Origin of the sequence: Bradyrhizobium acaciae (genome assembly GCF_020889785.1) — a bacterium.
GTDB classification, from domain to species: domain Bacteria; phylum Pseudomonadota; class Alphaproteobacteria; order Rhizobiales; family Xanthobacteraceae; genus Bradyrhizobium; species Bradyrhizobium acaciae.
Genome location: NZ_JACMYK010000040.1, coordinates 1 through 18,529, shown reverse-complemented (window position 1 = coordinate 18,529; position 18,529 = coordinate 1). Strand labels below are relative to the sequence as shown.

Here is an 18,529-nt window from a genome sequence, read left to right as displayed (position 1 = left end):
TTTAAGATACTAATTTGAGCGTTGCTCAAGTTGGCATAGGAGGCCACTCAGATGCAGACCCTAGCACTTCAATTGACCACCACCCTTGTCGATGACGCGATCGCGCTCGTGCAGGGCCTTGGCCGCGCCATCCTCTCACTGGCGACGGCGCCGATCGAGCGGATCGCCCGTGCCTGCGACGTCGCAGGCGTCCTGGAGCAGCGGCGCGCGGATCCGCGCGTGCCGCGCCCGGCGGCCGCAAGCGGCGGCCGTTGCAAGTCACGCAACTGCCGCTGGTCGCCGTTCCGCGGGTTGAGTGAACTGACCTGAAGCGGCCAGCCGGCAATTGTCGCCGAAACCTCAACAAACCGCTCACCATGTCCCGCGCGAGCCCGTCTCGAGATCAATCAACCCAAGGTCTGGATAAGGTCTCGTACATCTCTGGCGGGCAATGTCCCGGCCGCCCGGCGTTCTCGGTAAGCGCCGGTTCGAACCGATACGTTGCGGAAAAGACTAAAGGCTGCGGGATCTCATCTCATCTCATCACGCTCATGATTCTCTGCCACGCAAACTCGCAGACCTGCCAGCGCTGAGCGCGCTAACCCAAGGAACCGGTCATGATCAAGGAATTGATGACGTCCCGCCGCTTCGCGCCGCTGTTCTGGTCGCAGTTCTGCTCGGCATTGAACGACAACGTGCTGAAGAATGCGCTGGTCATCATGCTGCTATATGGCGTCGCCAACGAGCAGGGGCCGGCGCTGGTCCAGCTCGCGGGCGCGGTGTTCATCTTCCCGTTCTTCGTGCTGTCGGCGCTCGGCGGCGAGCTTGCCGACCGCTACGTCAAATCCATCGTCGCGCGCCGGCTGAAGTTCTTCGAGATCTTCGCCGCGGCCTTTGCTGCAGCCGGCTTCTTCACCCATTCGATCCCGCTGCTGTTCATCGCGCTGGCGCTGTTCGGCGTTGTCGCCGCGCTGTTCGGTCCGGTGAAATATGCCGTGCTGCCCGACCAGCTGTCGGTCTCCGAGCTTGCGACCGGTAACGCGCTGGTCGAGGGCGCGACCTTCATGGCGATCCTGATCGGCACCATCGCGGGCGGACTGTTCGTCGCCGGCGCCAGCCACATGGGCTGGATCTGCGCCGCCGTGGTCGGTCTGTCGGTGCTGTCCTGGGGATTTGCCTCGCGCATCCCGCTGACCCAGCCCTCGGCGCCCGACCTGCCGATCACCAGGAATCCCTGGACCTCGACCGTGCGCCTGTTGAAGTCGCTCTATGCAGAGCAGCGGCTGTGGGACGGCATGGTGATCGTGTCCTGGTTCTGGATGGTCGGCGCGATCGTGCTGTCGCTGCTGCCCGCGCTGATCAAGGAAGGTGTCGGCGGCACCGAGGGCGTGGTCACGCTGTGCCTTGCCGTGTTCGCGATCGGCATCGCCGCCGGCTCGCTGTTCGCAGCGCAGCTGAGCCATGTTCGCCCGAATATCGCGCTGGTGCCGATCGGCGCCATCGTGATGGGCGTGATCGGCCTCGACCTCGCACTCGCGATCGCCACCACCTCGCTCGGCAAGGACGTCACCGCGGCTGCGTTCGCGAGCTCGCTCAGTGGCTTCCGCATGCTGGCCGACTTCTTCCTGTTCGCCTTCGGCGGCGGCCTGTTCGTGGTGCCCGCGTTTGCCGCCGTGCAGGCCTGGACCGCGCCGTCCGAGCGCGCCCGCATCATCGCCGCCGGCAACATCCTGCAGGCCGGCTTCATGGTCGTCGGCGCGGTGTTCGTCGGTGCCCTGCAATCGATCGGCCTGCCGATCGCCTGGATCTTCTTCGGCCTCGCCATCGCGAGCTTCGGCAGCGTCTGGTTCGTGCTGAACAAGTGGGGCAAGGAAGGTGTCCGCGATTTCGGCGCGCTGTTGTTCCGCGCGCTGTTCCGGCTCGAGGTGCGCGGCATGGAAAACCTGCCTCCATCAGGCACCCGCATGCTGATCGCGCCCAACCATGTCAGCCTGGTCGACGGTCCGCTGCTGCACGCGATGCTGCCGATCGATGCGAGCTTCGCGGTCGACACCGGCATCGCCAAGGCGTGGTGGGCCAAGCCGTTCCTGAAGATGATCAAGCACTACACGATGGACCCGTCGAAGCCGTTGGCCGCGCGTGACCTGATCAAGCTGGTCGCGGCAGGCGAGCCGGTCGTGATCTTTCCCGAAGGCCGCATCACGGTCTCGGGCTCGCTGATGAAAGTGTACGACGGCACCGCGATGATCGCCGACAAGGCCGATGCGGTCGTCGTTCCGATCCGCATCGAGGGCGCGCAGCGTTCGCATCTTAGCTATCTCAAGAACGGCGAAATCAAGCGCTCCTGGTTCCCCAAGGTGACGATCTCGATCCTGCCGCCGGTGAAGCTGCCGATCGACCAGTCGCTGAAGGGCAAGGCGCGCCGCAATGCCGCCGGCGCCGCGCTGCAGGACGTCATGATCGACGCCATGGTCCAGAACGCGATGCTCGACCAGACGCTGTTCGAGGGCCTCGGCCATGCCTGCCGCGATCGCGACACCGGCAAGCCGATCATAGAGGACGCGCTCGGCACCAAGCTGACCTATCGCAAGCTGATCCTCGGCGCGCAGGTGTTGAGCCGCAAGCTCGAGCAGGGGACTTCGGTGGGCGAGAATGTCGGCGTGCTGTTGCCGAACTCGGCCGGCGTCGCCGTCGTGTTCATGGCGCTGCAGACCATCGGCCGGGTGCCGGCGATGCTCAATTTCTCGGCCGGTCCGGTCAACGTGCTGGCCGCGATGAAGGCGGCGCAGGTGACGACCGTGCTGACCTCGCAGGCCTTCATCGAGAAAGGCAAGCTCGACAAGCTGATCGCGGCGATGGCGGGCCAGGCGCGTGTCGTCTATCTCGAAGACGTGCGCGGCGGCATCAGCCTCACCGACAAGATCGCAGGTTTCCGCGCCGGCATCGCGCCGCGCGTCGCTCGCAACGCCAACGATCCCGCGGTCATCCTGTTCACTTCGGGCTCGGAGGGCACGCCGAAGGGCGTCGTGCTGTCCCACCGCAACATCCTCGCCAACGCGGCGCAGGCGCTGGCGCGGGTCGATGCCAATGCCAACGACAAGGTGTTGAACGTCCTGCCGGTGTTCCACTCGTTTGGTCTCACCGGCGGCATGATGATGCCGCTGCTCGGCGGCATCCCGATCTTCATGTATCCGTCGCCGCTGCATTACCGGATCGTGCCCGAGCTGATCTACCAGACCGGCGCCACCATCCTGTTCGGCACCGACACCTTCCTCACCGGCTACGCCCGCTCGGCGCATGCCTACGATTTCCGCACGCTGCGGCTCGTCATCGCCGGTGCGGAAGCGGTGAAGGACCGCACGCGGCAGATCTACATGGAGCGCTACGGCATCCGCATTCTCGAAGGCTACGGCGTCACCGAGACCGCGCCGGTGCTGGCGATGAACACGCCGATGGCCAACCGCCAGGGCACCGTCGGCCGCATCTCGCCGCTGATGCAGTACCGCCTCGATCCGGTCCCCGGTATCGAGGAGGGCGGCCGCCTGTCGGTAAAGGGACCGAACGTGATGCTCGGCTATCTCCGCGCCGAAAACCCCGGCGTGCTGGAGCCACTGCCCGAGGGCTGGCACGACACCGGCGACATCGTCACGGTCGATGCGCAGGGCTTCATCGCGATCAAGGGCCGCGCCAAGCGCTTCGCCAAGATCGCCGGCGAAATGGTCTCGCTGTCTGCGGTCGAGACGATGGCGACCGCGCTGTGGCCACAGGCGATGTCGGTTGCGGTCACGCTGCCCGATCAGCGCAAGGGTGAACGCATCGTGCTGCTCACCACGCAGAAGGACGCCGACCGATCAGCGATGCAGCGCCAGGCCAAGAGCGCCGGCGCCTCCGAACTTGCAGTGCCCGCCGACATCCGCGTCGTCGACAAGGTGCCGCTGCTCGGCACCGGCAAGACCGACTATGTCGGCGCTACTGCCTTGGCCAAGGAACTCGCCGCTGCTGCGCCGACCCCCGCGCCGCAGACGGATGAGAATACCGATGCGGCCGAGGCCGAGCCGGAGGCGCGCCAGCAACACGTCGCATGAGCCGTGGCATGAGCCTCGGCATGAGTCTTGGCATGAGTCCTGGCATGAGTCTTGGCATGATGGTTGTGCTTTTCGGGAGCATGTTGTCAGATAGACGGCAACTGCTCCCGAGAAAGCACGATCATGCTGGACAAACTGAACCCGGCTACCGAGGACACGCCTGAACTTCTGGCCGAGCGCTGGATCGGCGCGCTGGACGCGGCGCTCGCCAGCCGCTCCGCTGAGGCTCTCTCGGCACTATTTGCGCCCGAGAGCCACTGGCGCAACATCTTCGGCATTTCCTGGCATTTTGCGACGTTCAGCGGACGGCAGCGTGTCGTTGCCGAGCTGTTGGAGCGCGCTGCCGCGGTCAACGCGGGCGGATTTCGCCTCGATGACCGTGCGTTGAACCCGCGGCGGGCCGTGGTGGCCGGACGCGAGGTGATCGAGGCAGTCTTCACTTTCGACACGTCGAACGGTCCCGGCACCGGTGCGGTCCGCCTGCTGCACGACGGGGGCGAAAATTCCGCGGCGTGGACGTTCTCGGCGATGCCTGACTTCAATCGCATCTGCGATGCGCGCGCCAAAAACGCCGCCGAGCAATCCCACGCGCGCGATTTCGCCGCACCGGACTGGCTGGAGCAGCGGCAGGCCTCGCGCGCCTATGCCGACCGCGAGCCTGATGTGCTCATTGTCGGCGGCGGCCATGCCGGCATCGCGGCCGCGGTCGAATGCAAGCGGATCGGGCTCGACGCGCTGATCGTCGATCGCGAGCGGCGCATCGGCGACAATTGGCGGCTGCGCTACCGCGGCCTCAAGCTGCACAACAAGACGCCGGTCAATCTGTTTCGTTACCTGGCGTTCCCGCCGAGCTTTCCGGACTACATCCCGAAGGACCAGATCGCGAACTGGCTGGAAAGCTATGTCGACATCATGGAGCTCGACTTCTGGACCGAGACCTCGTTCGAGGGCGCGCGCTATGACGATGTGACGCAACGCTGGGCGGTGATGCTGCAACGGAGCGACGGTCCGCGCACGCTGCACCCGAAGCACATCGTGCTCGCGACCAGCGTCAGCGGCGCGCCGAACATTCCGACGATTGCCGGCATCGAGAATTTCAAGGGCCGAGTGCTGCACTCCAGCGCGTTCGCGGCAGGGCGCGAATGGGCCGGGCGCTCGGTGGTCGTGTTCGGCACCGGCACTAGCGCGCATGACATCTGCCAGGAGCTGCATGCCGCCGGCGCCGACGTCACCATGGTCCAGCGCAGCCCGACCATGGTGGTCAATGTCGAGCCGGCGCAGCTCTACGACAAGACCTATCTCGGCGACGGTCCGCCGATCGAGGTGCGCGACATCCTCAATTCCGGCGTGCCGCTGCCGGTCATGAAGATCGCGCACCGGATCATCACCGACGAGGTGAAGCGGCTCGATGCGCCCTTGCTGTCGCGGCTGGAGCGCGCCGGCTTCCGGCTCGAATTCGGCGAGGACGGTACCGGCTGGCCGCTGAAATTCCGCTCCCGCGGCGGCGGCTATTACTTCAATGTCGGCTGCTCCGAGCTGATCGCCGACGGCAGGATCCGCCTGATCCAGGCCGCCGACATCGCTGATTTCACCGCCGCCGGCCTCGCGCTGAAGGATGGCACGTCGCTCGCCGCCGAGCTGTTCGTGCTCGCCACCGGCTACAAGGGGCCCGCCCATCTGGTTGGCCAACTGCTCGGCGAGGCCGTCGCCGAGCGCGTCGGCCGAGTCTGGGGCTTCGACGAGGCGACGCTGGAGCTGCGCAACATGTGGACGCGCACGCCGCAGCCCGGCCTCTGGTTCACCGGCGGCGCGTTCTCGCAGGCCCGCATCTACAGCCGCTTCATCGCGCTGCAAATCGCCGCGATCGAGGCCGGCACGCTTTCCAAGCAATTGACCTGAACTGCAAGCACCGAAGGACTCCCATGCCGCTTCCGCTCGATCCCGTCATTGCAACCATCATCCCGCTGCTGCCGCTGCGTGAGCCCGCAACCATGACGCCGCAGAGCTGTCGGGAATCGCTCCGCGCGCTGGCCGAGGCACGCAAGGCGGTGCCGCCGCCACCGGTCGATGTCGCACGGGATATGGAGGTGCAGGGCGCAGCAGGAAAGATCGGCGCGCGGCTCTATCGGAACGGTACCGGCAAGGCGCCGACCGTGATCTTCTTCCACGGCGGCGGCTGGGTTGCCGGCGATCTCGAAACCCATGACCGTCAGGCGCGCAACCTCGTGATCGAGACCGGCGCGGTGGTGATCTCGGTCGATTACCGCCAACCGCCGGAGACGCGCTTTCCCGGCGCGTTCGAGGATGCGTTCGCCGCGATCCGCGACGTGATTGCACGGATCGGCGACTTCGGCGGCGATCTCTCGCGCGTCGGCGTCGCCGGCGATTCCGCCGGCGGCAATCTCGCCGCCGCCACCGCGCTCGCCTGCCGCGACGCCGGCATCAGGCTCGCCGCGCAATTGCTGGTCTATCCCGTCACCGACGTGGTCGGCAGCTATGCCGATGCCGCCGAGAACGCGAAATTCCCGTCGCGCACCGAGAATGCGGAGGGCTACTTCCTGACGAGTGAGACGATGCGGTGGTTCGCAGGGCACTATCTCGCCGACAAGGCGCAAGGCGCCGACTGGCGCGTCTCACCGCTGCGCGCGAAGTCTCTCGCCGGCGTGGCGCCGGCTGTGGTCACGACCGCCTGGTTCGACCCGCTGCGCGATGAGGGCCATGCCTATGCCAAGGCGTTGCAGGCGGCCGGGGTGCAGGTCGCGTATCACACGGGCGAGGGCCTCATTCACGGCTATTTCGGTCTCGGCGATGCGTCGGAGGCCGCACGCGCCGAGGCGCAGCGCGCGCGGGCGGATTTTCGGGTGTTGCTGGAGCGGGGAGTCTAACCTCCGCGTCGTCTTGGCCGTTGTTGGCGGCGGGAGTCTAACCTCCGTCGTCCCGGCGAAGGCCGGGACCCATAAGCACCGCAGGCTGTTCTTGCAGCGGGCCGTGGCCCCAGCGTCGCGCCACGCACGCAGTCGGGGTAATGGGTCCCGGCCTTCGCCGGGACGACGATATGGTCGTGTGGAGGGGAATTGCCAAAATATCGAAAACAACCCCATGCAAAGGAAGCCGGCGGTAGCGGGGGACCTTCGGCAGGCGACTTGACGCGTCGGGCAACTCAGGGATACATTTCCAATATTCCGAAATCTGGCAGGCATGTGCGGCCCGGGGGCAAGTGGCGTTTCGCTGTTGTTGACGGCAAGTCTAACCGTCGTCGTCCCGGCCTAGTGCGCAATTGCGCACGGGGGGCCGGGACCCATTACCACCGCAGCCTGTTGTTGAAGCGCGCTGCGGCCCCAGTGTGCCGCCACTTGCTCATTCGGGGTAATGGGTCCCGGCCTTCGCCGGGACGACGATGGAAAGGGGATCGGGCTCAATCCTCTCAATCGTTCCCGATGGTGTCGCCGAACAGCTGCCAGGTCTCGCCGTTGAACTTCTGCAGCCGCATCGCTTCCACCGGGAAATAGTCGGTCGGCGAGGTCTTCACCTTGATGCCGGGCAGGAACATCGGCGGCGCGATGTCGAGATTGGCGGCCTGCTTCATGATGTTCTCATGGGTGAGGTCGTCGCCGCATTGCTTGAGCACCTGCACGGTCGCCTCCGCCACCACATAGCCGTAGACGATCAGCTGGTCCTGCAGATTGCCGTCCGGGAAATATTTCTTCATGAAGTCCTGCCAGGCGATCACGTCCGGATCCGCCTTCCACTGCGGATCGTTCGGATCCTTCAGCGAGTAGGACGAGATGATGTCCCTGGAATATTCGAAGCCGGCCGGCTTCAGCACCGAGGACACCGAGGTCGAGGTCGCCGCGAGGAAGAACAGGTCCGGCTTCCAGCCGATCTCGCCGATCTTCTTGATCGCCTGCGCCGCCTGCTTGGGGATCGCGTGCATGAACAGCACGTTGGCGCCGGAGGCTTTCAGCTTCACGATCTGGCTGTCGACCGTGGGGTCCGTCGATTCATAGGTCGTCTCCGCCACCACCATCCTGGCGGTGTTCTCTGGCCCCAAGCCCTTCTTGAAGCCGTTGCCGTAATCCTTGCCGGCGTCGTCGTTCTGGTAGAACAGCGCGATCTTCGCGTCCGGCTTCTGGGTCAGCACATATTTGGCGTAGACCGCGGTCTCGGCCTGGTACGACGGCTGGAAGCCGATCGACCACGGATAATGCGCATAGTCGCCCCACAACGTGGCGCCGGCGCCGACGAACAACTGCGGCACTTTCTTGTCGTTGAGATATTTGCGCACGGCAAGGCCGGTCGGCGTGCCCAGCGGATTGAGGATCGCGGCGACCTCCTCCTGCTCCACCAGCTTGCGGGTCTGCTCCACCGTCTTCGGCGGCGAGTAGCCGTCGTCGAGCGTGATCAGGTTGATCTTGCGCCCGTTCACGCCGCCCTGGTCGTTGATCATCCTGAAGTAGGCAGCCTGAACCTTGGCGATCACGCTGTAGGCCGACGCCGCGCCGGAGAATGGCGAGGTCTGCCCAAGCTTGATCTCGGTATCGCTCGTGCCCGTGCCGTACTTTTTCTCGGCGGCGTGCGCTTGCGTCGCCAGCGCAAGCACAGCCGCTGCCGTGATGGCTTTCCAGATCATCGTGAGCTCTCCCTGTGCGTTTTTTGTTGTTCGCGGGGGCGAGCTTACGTGAGGTGTGGGGAGGCAGGCTTGTGGCGAGACGCCGGGGCAGGGATGCGAAAATGCGGCGGGAAGGGAAATTGTTACCGTCGTCCCGGCCGAGTGCGCAATTGCGCACGGGGGCCGGGACCCATTACCCCGGCTGTCTATTTGGTACGACGCTGGGGTAACATTCCGCGTAATGGCAAAGATTAGTGGTAATGGGTCCCGGCCTTCGCCGGGACGACGATGATGGATAGAGCGCCTCTCAGCGGTACCGCACGCTGCCGGTGGTCACCGGATCGGTCGGCAGCACGGTGGCGCCGGCGCGGCTGGCGGCGGCGGAGGTGATCATGCCGGGTTCGGCCGCGGCCTGCACATTGCGGGGCGGGCTGAATTCGAGGACGACGAGGGCGGCCGTTGCGAGCACCGCCACGGCGGCGGTTGCGATCGCGGGCACCAGTCTTCCGCGCGTATTGAGTGCGCGAACTTGCATTGATCAATTCCTTTATCGGGGTCGTTCTTTGGACGTGATGTAGGAACGGCCAGGCTTCTTCCCAAGAGTGCGGCGCACATGCCTCACAATCAGTTGTACCGGCCGTGACGTCCGTCACGATGTTCGAGCCGCGCGGCGTGGCCGCGTCGAATCGCAATCGTGTCGGACGGCTTGTTTGCACACCATGAGTTGGATGAGATCGTGGCGTTTTGCATGCGCCTCATGCGCTCGTGATGATGCGCAGTGATGTTGTGATTAACGGGCTCCGCTTTCGCCAAGGCTACGGCGCGACAAGCCGCTTTTGCCTTTATTTATAGGGTTTCTATGTTGCTCGAGGCGCGCGCGTTAAGCGTTTCTTCACGCACGAACCAACTCCTCCAGCAGAGATTCGCACTGCGGCGAGTGATGACACCGCTGTCATTGGCAGCAGCTGTCACGGGATTTGCCGCAACTCGCGAACGTCGTCATTGCGAGGAGCGAAGTGACGAAACAATCCATCTCTCCGCGCCCATTGCGATGGATTGTTTTGCTTCGCACGTCGTCGCGCAAAGAAAGAATCCACCCGCACCTCGTCGCGAGCACGCATCAGCCAGATCGATTCACCTGTCAGGGGGGCAGATGCATTCTCGCGGCGCGATCGTCCTGAGTTTTGCGGTAGCTTGACACTCGCTGGTGGGCGCAGGGCGCCGGGCGATCCCGGTGTTCCCCGCGCAGATGGGTTGCGGCTTATACGTGCTCTCCCGGCGAGACTGGGCTTGCTTGTCACCACATTCGCAAGACGCTTTCGCATCTCGCGGGGGACCCTACCCCTAGGGCGTCAGGGCCCTGCAAGGATTGGACAATGCGTATCGCTTTGAAAAAATTACATAAATTAGAGCGTGTCACGCATGGCGGTTTTGCGCGCTGCATCCGCGCTAGAGGCGCGCTTCATTTGCAGCGCGACCTCCGGAATATGTTCGCCGGGGCCGCTGAGCTACTGGCAGGGCTGAGTGGCCTCGTTTCGGCAAGGTCAATGATCTTCGGAAAGAAAGAAGCTATCCCTGTAGTGCGGGTACAGAAGTGCACTACTCGGGGCCGAGGATATCGCCAAAAGGAGAGGTAGCATTTAATCCAATAGGTTGTAGAAAGCCTTTTTCATAACCTGAGGCTTAGAATGGCGAAGAGCTTGTTTGATGAACTCCTCGAGAAACCACAACGTGAGACTGCAGGCTCTGACTCATCATCTCGTTTCGACTATCAGAGAAGTTGGGCTTTCTGCGAGATGCTCCGCAGACATATGCAAAGCGCGGATTATCTTGTGGCATTCGAATTTCATGACGACACGGTTTTCTTATCGCCAAGCGACGCTCCAACAAACGTTGAATTTTTTCAGGTAAAGACCTCAAAATCGGCAAAACCACGGAAGCTTTCTGATCTTACGGCGAGGCGGAAGGAAGCAAATTCCATTCTCGGAAAGATGTTTCAGAACTTCGATGGGATGTGTTCAAGCCACGCAATCAGAGTCATCCTAGTTTCAAATGTTGCGTTTGAGTTTGCTGACACGAGTGTCTCGGCAAAGGACATTGCGCCTACCTTCCGTGACAAGATCAAAGAAAAGCTGACGTCAGAGATATCGAAATTCTCCGAAGCGAATATCGACAACCTTCACTTTCTCGTCACAGGTGTGTCGATTGAGTCGATGCACAGCTATCTCCATGGCGAAGCAATGGAGCTATTTAAGACAGAGTTCGGTGAGGACCACGGTCTGAATGTTCATAGCTGGGTCAGGTTGGTGCAGAGCGAGATCGTTCGCAAGAACAACTACGACTCCGACAAGGTGAAAACCGTCAACGATCTAGTTTCAAAGAAGTGCATTGGGAAGCAAGCAATCGACGAAAGTCTCGCATTGATATCTTCGCAGCCGAAGACGTTGCCAAATATGGCTCTTGTCTTTGGTGAGTTGAAGGAGGCTGGGTGGAGTTCGCAAGACCTTATGAGATTGGACAAGCGGATGCCTCAGGCTGCAGCCGACTACTCGGACTCCACGAACCGTGAAGTCGCGAGGATCGTGCTGAGCCTCGAGTCTCTTTGCCAAAATGGTGAAATCACGCTCGCGACGTTCGTTAGCGAAGCCGAGCAGGCGGTGCTTCCAGGGCTGCCGGCGCCATACAACGATCGTGCGTACTTAGCGGCTCTGACCGTGATGGTTTATCATGAAGAAATCTAGGTTTCGTCAACTCATCCGAAACCTGCGCAAGGGTCGCGTCAATGAAAAGACTGGTCTTCAAAGAAGTGTTGATCCTCTCAAAGGTCGAAAAGGCAGCGAGAGCGGAGACGTTCAGTCCAACGACAAACCTACTCACCGGAGAGAATGACGTCGGCAAGTCGACTCTTATAAAGAGCTTATATCATGCGCTTGGTGCTGATGTTCCCGGTCTGCAGAACACCGTCTGGAAGAGAGCGAGGCCTATATACGCCTTGCGCTTTTCAATCGAAGGAGCTGAGTACACGCTTCTCCGAGATGAGAAATACTTTGGCGTCTTCGATCAGGGCGGGCACCTCGTCGGAAGATTCGTCGGGATATCGGGTGAAAGAGGAATCGCCTCGTTTTTGAATCCTCTGTTGAATTTCCGTATCGAATTGGAGCGATCAGAGGACGGAAAGCTAGGGCCTGCGGGGCCAGCGTTTTACTTTTTGCCATTTTATGTCGATCAAGATGAGGGTTGGGCTAAAAGTTGGGCCTCGTTTAACGGCTTGCAGCAATTCAGCGCATACCGAAAGAATATGCTCGAGTACCACCTCGGGGTTCGGCCTCAATCATATTATGATGCCAAGAAGCGACTTGTAGAATTGTTCGACGAAAAGGCGCGCTTGGAGGCGGAGCGGACTACTCTCTGTACAGTTCGCGAGACTTATCAAAGGAGAAAAGCGGCGCGTCAGGTCGATATTGATCCCGCAGTTTTCCGAAAGGAAGCGGAAGAGCTCGTCGATGCATACAACAAAGTTTACGAACGACAGCAGGAAGTAGCACAAGAACTGAAGAATGTTAGAAACGAGAGGCACGGATTGGAGAATGAAATAGTAGTTCTTCGGCGAGCCATTCGGGAGTTGGACGCTGACTACGAACTCGCAGAAGATCCGAACACGCCTGATCCTGTCGCTTGCCCAACATGTGGAACTGAGATCGCCAATTCCATTGTTGAGCGTTTCGGCATACTCGACGACATCGATTACTGCTATGGCCTGATCGATCAGCGGCAGAAGAAATTGGTTGACGTCCGTGAAAAGGAAAAAGCGGCCGATTTGAAGTATGGTCAAGTTACAGCTGAGCTCTCGCCAATCGAGGAGTTGCTAAAGCGACAGCGCAGCAAAGTGACCTTTGCAGAATTCGTCGCGGCAGAAGGCATGAAGGAGATTGTGAGTTCTCTTTCCGACGACATAAACGACCTTGCCGCCAAAGAGCAGGAAGTTCGTAGTCGTATCGACGATTTGGACGGCGACATAAAAGTCGATGCCAAGCGCAGAAAGGAGATCAACGAATTTTATCAGGCTCGCATGAAGGAATTCTTGGCCATTCTTAGTGTCAATGTTCTTTCGGAAGCTGACTATAAGAGCTATGAGAAGCAAATAAAGACAAACGCGCTAGGGAGTGACTTGCCGCGATCATTGCTAGCTCAGCAGTTTGCCTTCCTTCAAACCATGGCTAGTTTTAATCCCTCGATCGTTTGCCCCCTCGTTCTCGATTCTCCGCTGCAACAAGAGCAAGACAAAGATAACGCTGCGGCCATCTTTCGATTCATCTTTTCACGGGTTCTTCCTGGGCAGCAACTGATCTTGGGAACATTGTCGTTGGATGGCATTGGGTCTGATGTGATTCCCAAGGACGCGAAGAGAATTCACCTAACCGATGAACTGCGTTTGCTGCAAAAAGATCAATACTCCGCAGTTTTGGATCGCATCGGCAACCTGCATGAAATCATGCTGGCTGCCGAGTAGCAGGCCAAAACATTTGAGGACCGCTTCGAGCGGCCAGCTGCTGCAGCTCACACGCAAGCGAGAAACAAAAACGGCCGGGTCATCGACCCGGCCGTTCAAAACTCTCCGCGAATTCCGCTCTCGCAGTCTCGCTCAGCTCGCCTTCTTCACCGGGGCCGGCTTGCCGACCTTCTTCTCGATCGCGCGCTTCAGGTCGAGGGCGCGGGGCGAGAGCACGTCGGCCTTGGCCTTGATCAGGTAGGCGTCGAGGCCGCCATTGTGGTCGACGCTCTTCAGCGCGTTGGTCGAGACGCGCAGGCGCACGTTGCGGCCGAGCGCATCCGAGATGAAGGTCACGTTGGCCAGGTTCGGCAGGAAGCGCCGCTTGGTCTTGATGTTCGAGTGGCTCACCTTGTGGCCCGTCTGGGGGCCCTTGGCCGTCAGTTCGCAGCGCCGGGACATCTTACAAAATCCTTATTGCATCCCCGCCGCTCTGCCAGGCGTGCAATCACACGGCCCGCGCGGGGGTTTTGAATTCGCGTCCATTTTCCAGGAACCGCGGGTGTATAGGGGCAGATCACCCAAGCGTCAAGATTATATCGGCGCATGGCGGTACCGGAGAATGCCGGTTCATAAGGTCTTCCAGCCACTTAACGCCGGATATGGCAACCATATAAAGGGCGTATTCGGCTGCAAGTCTTGGTTCCATAAGAGATGCGCGCGTTGTCCGGCCGAATTGAATGCCCCAATGGACGACGACCAGAGCGCCGATAGCAGGACCGTCAGGTAGGTTAAGTGACCACCGCCATTGCCATTTTGCCCCCGCTCGGCCGGCTGATCGGCCTGTGCGCGGGTGCCTTGTTGCTGTTCTGCGCCGAGCGCGCCAGCGCCCAGGGGCGGCTCGACGCCCAGTATGAGGCGACGCTCGCCGGTATTCCGGTCGGCAAGGGCACCTGGACCATCGAAATCGGCGACGACACCTTCTCCGCCACCGCCCAGGGCGGCACCGCGGGCCTCCTGAAGGCGTTTTCCGGCGGAAGCGGCTCCGGCGCCTCGCAGGGCCGCGTCGTCAACGGCTCGCTGGTGGCCTCGTCCTACACCGCGACCACCACCACCTCGAAGAAATCCGAGACGATCCGGATGGTGCTCGCGGGTGGCGGCATCAAGGAATCCGCGATCGAGCCGGAGCCGCCGGTCGATGCCGACCGCCTGCCGGTGACCGACGCGCAGAAGAAGAACGTGTTCGATCCGATGACCGGCTCGTTCCTGCGCGCGCCCGGCAATGCCGAATTGATGAGCCCGGATGTCTGCCGCACCGGCGCCGGCGTGTTCGACGGCCGCATGCGCTACGACATGAAGCTGGATTTCAAGCGGGTCGAGATCGTCAAGGCCGAGCGCGGCTATCACGGCCCGGCGCTGGTCTGCGCGCTCTATTTCGTGCCGATCTCGGGCTACATCCCGGATCGCCCCGTGATCAAATATCTCGCCGCCCAGCGCAACATCGAGATCGCCTTCGTGCCGATCGCCGGCACCCGCCTCTTGGTGCCGTTCCGCATGACGATCCCGACCCCGCTCGGCCAGGCCATGCTGGAAGCGACGTCGTTCGTCACGACAGCCGCGCCGCCGCGCGTGGCGAAGACGCAGTAGGGATTTCGTTCGCGGGGCCGCCGCTGCCAGACCCGTCATCCTGAGGTGCGAGCCTCTTTGGCGAGCCTCGAAGGATGCACGGCCCCCCGATGCGGCCGATTCATCCTTCGAGGCTCGCTCCGCTCGCACCTCAGGATGACGGGTTGAGAGTTGGCCCCGCGGCGAGGGGCTTCCCTTCTCCCACAAGGGGAGAGTACTTCGGAGGCGCTTCGCGGGCGAACGGCATGAAACAAACGCCACCGGAATCCAGTTGACTCTTGCCCGCTTCTGATTCGACTCGGCTACCTCTGGAATTTAAGGAATTCAGTCCGCATATCCCCTGCTTGTGGAGCCCTCTCAAACTTGATCTAGTGCCGCCGCCGTAGGGTCTACCCGAGATGTTGCGGTGAACGTTTCAGGCCCGGAATAGAGTCAGCGATTCGGCCGCGATTCGTTCCGGACTCGTTCCGAAGCTTAAGGGCGGCACAGGAAGCGTCGCATTGTGAGACAGATTTTGCGAAACACTCTGCTGGTGCGAAACACACTGCCAAACCGTCACCCTGAGAGGATGTGAAGCTTTGTCCTCATCCACCGTTGTCGTCGCCCGGCTTGACCGGGCGACCCAGTACGCCGCGGCCGATCGGCTCAAGCACGACCGTCTCTGGAATACTGGATCACCCGCATGCGCGGGTGATGACACTGAGCAAGCCAATGCGTCACAAGCCCTCGGGATGACGGATTGAGCGTTTCGCCAACAATTCAAGAAACACCTGCAAAAAATGGTTTTCTCAACTTCGTTCGGAAATGACCGCGTGCCCGGCGCAGGCGTCACTGCGGTGCTGGGGCCGACCAACACCGGCAAGACGCATCTCGCGATCGAGCGCATGCTGGCGCATTCGTCGGGTCTGATCGGGCTGCCGCTGCGGCTGCTCGCGCGCGAGGTCTACAACAAGATCGTCGATCGCGCCGGCGTCGACAACGTCGCGCTGGTTACCGGCGAAGAGAAGATCAAGCCGAAGGCGCCGCGCTTCTGGGTCTCGACGGTCGAGGCGATGCCGCGCGATCTCGATGTCTCGTTCCTTGCGGTCGACGAGATCCAGATCGCGGCCGATCTCGAACGCGGGCATGTGTTCACCGACCGCATCCTCAATCGCCGCGGTCGCGACGAGACGCTGCTGCTGGGGGCTGCGACGATGCGGCCGATCATCGAGCGGCTGCTGCCGGGCGCCTCGATCGTCACGCGTCCCAGACTGTCGCAGCTCGAATTCGCCGGCGACCGCAAGATCACGCGGCAGCCGCGCCGCACGGCAATTGTCGCGTTCTCCGCGGATGAAGTTTATGCGATCGCGGAGCTGATCCGCCGCCAGCATGGCGGCGCGGCCGTCGTGCTCGGCTCGCTTTCGCCGCGCACGCGCAACGCGCAGGTTGCGATGTTCCAGAACGGCGACGTCGATTACCTCGTCGCGACAGACGCGGTCGGCATGGGGCTCAATCTCGACGTCGATCACGTCGCCTTCGCCTCCGACCGCAAGTATGACGGCTATCAGTTCCGCCGGCTGACGCCGGCCGAATTCGCCCAGATCGCCGGCCGCGCCGGGCGCGCGACGCGCAACGGCACCTTCGGCACCACGGGCCGCTGCGCGCCGTTCGAGCCGGAGCTCGTCAATGCGCTGCAGAACCACACCTTCGACAGCGTCAAGATGCTGCAATGGCGCAACGCCAAGTTGGATTTCTCCTCGCTCGGCGCGCTCCAGGTGTCGCTGGCGCAGGCGCCCAATCATGAGGCACTGACGCGAGCGCCGGTCGCCGAGGACCAGCGGGTGCTCGAGCATGTCGCACGCGACGCCGAGGTGCGCGAATTCGCGCATGGCGCCAAGGCCGTGGAGCGGCTGTGGGAGGCCTGCCAGGTTCCGGACTACCGAAAGCTGTCGCCGGCCGCCCATGCCGAACTCGTGACCACGCTGTATGGCTTCCTGATGCAAAAGGGGCGTATCCCTGACGCATGGTTTGCCGCCCAGGTCGACCAGGCCAACCGGACCGATGGCGATATCGACACGCTATCGGGCCGGATCGCGCAGATTAGGACCTGGACCTTTGTTGCCAACCGGCCCGACTGGCTCTACGACCCGGACCACTGGCAGGGGATCACGCGCGAGCTCGAAAATAAATTATCCGATGCGCTGCATGAACGGCTCACGGAGCGTTTCGTTGACAGGCGGACCAGTGTATTGATGCGCCGCCTGCGGGAGAACTCAGTTTTGAATACGGAAATTGGCAAGACCGGTGAAGTGATCGTGGAAGGCCACGTGATTGGCCGGCTCGATGGTTTCACCTTTGCACCTGATGCGGCCGAGGCCGGCAGCGACGCCAAGGCGCTGCAAGCCGCCGCCCAGCAGGTGCTGGCGCGCGAGATCGATACCCGTGCCGAGAAACTGGGCGCCGCCCCCGACGAGCAGTTCGTGCTGACTTCCGACGGCACCATCCGCTGGACCGGCGATGCGGTCGCCAAGCTCGTGGCCGCCGACGACGCGTTGCATCCGCGGCTGCGCATCATTTCCGACGAGCGGCTGACCGGCGCCTCGCGCGAGGCCGTGCAGACCAGGCTCGATCTCTGGCTCAAGACGCATATCGAGAAGCTGCTCGGGCCGCTGTTCGAACTGTCCAAGGCCGAGGATCTCCAGGGCATCGCCCGCGGCATCGCCTTCCAGCTGGTCGAGTCGCTCGGCGTGCTCGAGCGCAGCAGGATCGCGACCGAGATGAAGGATCTCGACCAGCCGTCGCGCGCGGCGCTGCGCAAATACGGCGTGCGGTTCGGCGCCTACCACATCTATTTCCCGCAGCTCTTGAAGCCCGCGGCGCGCTCGCTGGCTTCGCTGCTGTGGGCCGAAAAGCAAAGCAATGTCGACATGGCTGCGCTGTCGACCGTGCAGCATCTGGCCTCCAGCGGCCGCACCTCGTTCCCGGTCGACAAGACCCTGCCGCGCGACGGCTATCGCGTGCTCGGCTATCGCCAGTGCGGCGAGCGCGCGGTGCGCGTCGACATCCTGGAGCGGCTCGCCGATCTGATCCGCCCGGCGCTGGCCTGGCGCGAGACCTCGCCGGGCGAGAAGCCCGCGGGTGCCTTCGACGGCCGCGGCTTCGTCGTGACGCAGGCGATGACCTCGCTGACCGGCTCCGCCGGCGAGGATTTCGCCTCGATCCTGCGCGCGCTCGGCTATCGCATGGACCGCCGTCCGCCGTTGCCGCCGAAGCCCGTCGAGGCCGCGCCGGCCGAGGCCACCGAGACGGTTGCCGCCGTTGCGCCGCCGGTCGAGGCGACATCCGACGCCGCCGTGGACACGCCGGTCGATGCGGCTGCCGAAGTCACTGCCGATGCGCCGGAGGCTGCGGTGGATCATCAGCCGGTGTCCGGCGATCCCGCGCCGTCGGCTGCCCTGCTGCCCGATGTCGGCTTTGCCGAGGTCGCCGCCAGCGAGGCGACGCCGGTCGTGGTCGAGACCCATCAGGATGCGGTGGCCGAGCGTGCCGCGCCGGTGGATGAGCCCGCGGCAGAGGTTGCCGCTGCCGTCGAAGAACCCGCTGCTGAGGCGCCGGCTGCTGAAGCCGCAGCCGAGCCTGCCCTGGAAGCCGCTGCGGCTGTTGCCGAAGCGCCGGCGGAGACCGCAAGCGCTGACGCTGCGCCGGCTGAAGCTGCCGCCGAGGCCGCTCCCGCCGCGGAAGCGCCGGCCGAGCCGCAACTGG

11 protein-coding genes are annotated in these 18,529 nt (G+C 62.8%); 8 read left to right on the top strand and 3 right to left on the bottom strand.

Translation table 11 applies throughout. The features are described 5' to 3' along the window. Positions 1-51 precede the first annotated feature (51 nt). The 4 genes from H8A92_RS17690 (at position 52) to H8A92_RS17675 (ending at position 6,949) form a co-directional block, all read left to right on the top strand. Positions 52-309 (top strand): hypothetical protein, encoded by a 258-nt coding sequence (locus H8A92_RS17690; protein WP_229196963.1) that lies wholly within the window; start codon positions 52-54, stop codon positions 307-309. Between the two features lie 287 nt (positions 310-596). Beyond that, complete coding sequence (locus H8A92_RS17685) at positions 597-4,064, top strand: acyl-[ACP]--phospholipid O-acyltransferase (protein WP_229196962.1); 3,468 nt, start codon at positions 597-599, stop codon at positions 4,062-4,064. Between the two features lie 123 nt (positions 4,065-4,187). Further along, positions 4,188-5,963, top strand: a complete 1,776-nt coding sequence (locus H8A92_RS17680) for an NAD(P)-binding domain-containing protein (protein ID WP_229196961.1) — start codon at positions 4,188-4,190, stop codon at positions 5,961-5,963. 23 nt (positions 5,964-5,986) lie between these two features. After that, positions 5,987-6,949: an alpha/beta hydrolase gene (locus tag H8A92_RS17675; RefSeq protein ID WP_229196960.1), complete on the top strand. Its 963-nt coding sequence runs from the start codon at positions 5,987-5,989 to the stop codon at positions 6,947-6,949. Positions 6,950-7,488: 539 nt separating this feature from the next. On the opposite strand, the gene H8A92_RS17670 is transcribed toward H8A92_RS17675, so the two are convergent. Together H8A92_RS17670 and H8A92_RS17665 are read right to left on the bottom strand one after the other, a co-directional pair. After that, the gene (locus H8A92_RS17670; RefSeq protein WP_229196959.1) at positions 7,489-8,694 is read right to left on the bottom strand and encodes an ABC transporter substrate-binding protein; all 1,206 of its coding nucleotides are present in this window, start codon (positions 8,692-8,694) and stop codon (positions 7,489-7,491) included. A 286-nt stretch (positions 8,695-8,980) separates the two neighbouring features. Then, positions 8,981-9,208 (bottom strand): hypothetical protein, encoded by a 228-nt coding sequence (locus H8A92_RS17665; RefSeq protein WP_229196958.1) that lies wholly within the window; start codon positions 9,206-9,208, stop codon positions 8,981-8,983. Between the two features lie 1,153 nt (positions 9,209-10,361). Here H8A92_RS17665 and H8A92_RS17660 point away from each other — a divergent pair. Together H8A92_RS17660 and H8A92_RS17655 are read left to right on the top strand one after the other, a co-directional pair. Beyond that, entirely contained in the window at positions 10,362-11,414 is a 1,053-nt protein-coding gene (locus H8A92_RS17660) for a dsDNA nuclease domain-containing protein (protein WP_229196957.1), read from the top strand. Between the two features lie 41 nt (positions 11,415-11,455). Beyond that, the gene (locus H8A92_RS17655) at positions 11,456-13,183 is read left to right on the top strand and encodes a hypothetical protein (protein WP_229196956.1); all 1,728 of its coding nucleotides are present in this window, start codon (positions 11,456-11,458) and stop codon (positions 13,181-13,183) included. Between the two features lie 132 nt (positions 13,184-13,315). On the opposite strand, the gene rpmB is transcribed toward H8A92_RS17655, so the two are convergent. Further along, on the bottom strand, positions 13,316-13,624 hold the full coding sequence (rpmB, locus tag H8A92_RS17650; protein WP_229196955.1) for a 50S ribosomal protein L28: 309 nt from the start codon (positions 13,622-13,624) through the stop codon (positions 13,316-13,318). A 354-nt stretch (positions 13,625-13,978) separates the two neighbouring features. Between rpmB and H8A92_RS17645 the strand changes: the two genes are divergently transcribed. Then, complete coding sequence (locus H8A92_RS17645; protein WP_420831335.1) at positions 13,979-14,809, top strand: DUF3108 domain-containing protein; 831 nt, start codon at positions 13,979-13,981, stop codon at positions 14,807-14,809. Positions 14,810-15,567: 758 nt separating this feature from the next. After that, positions 15,568-18,529, top strand: a 2,962-nt coding sequence (locus H8A92_RS17640) for a helicase-related protein (RefSeq protein WP_229196954.1), incomplete at its 3' end; no start/stop codon positions are given.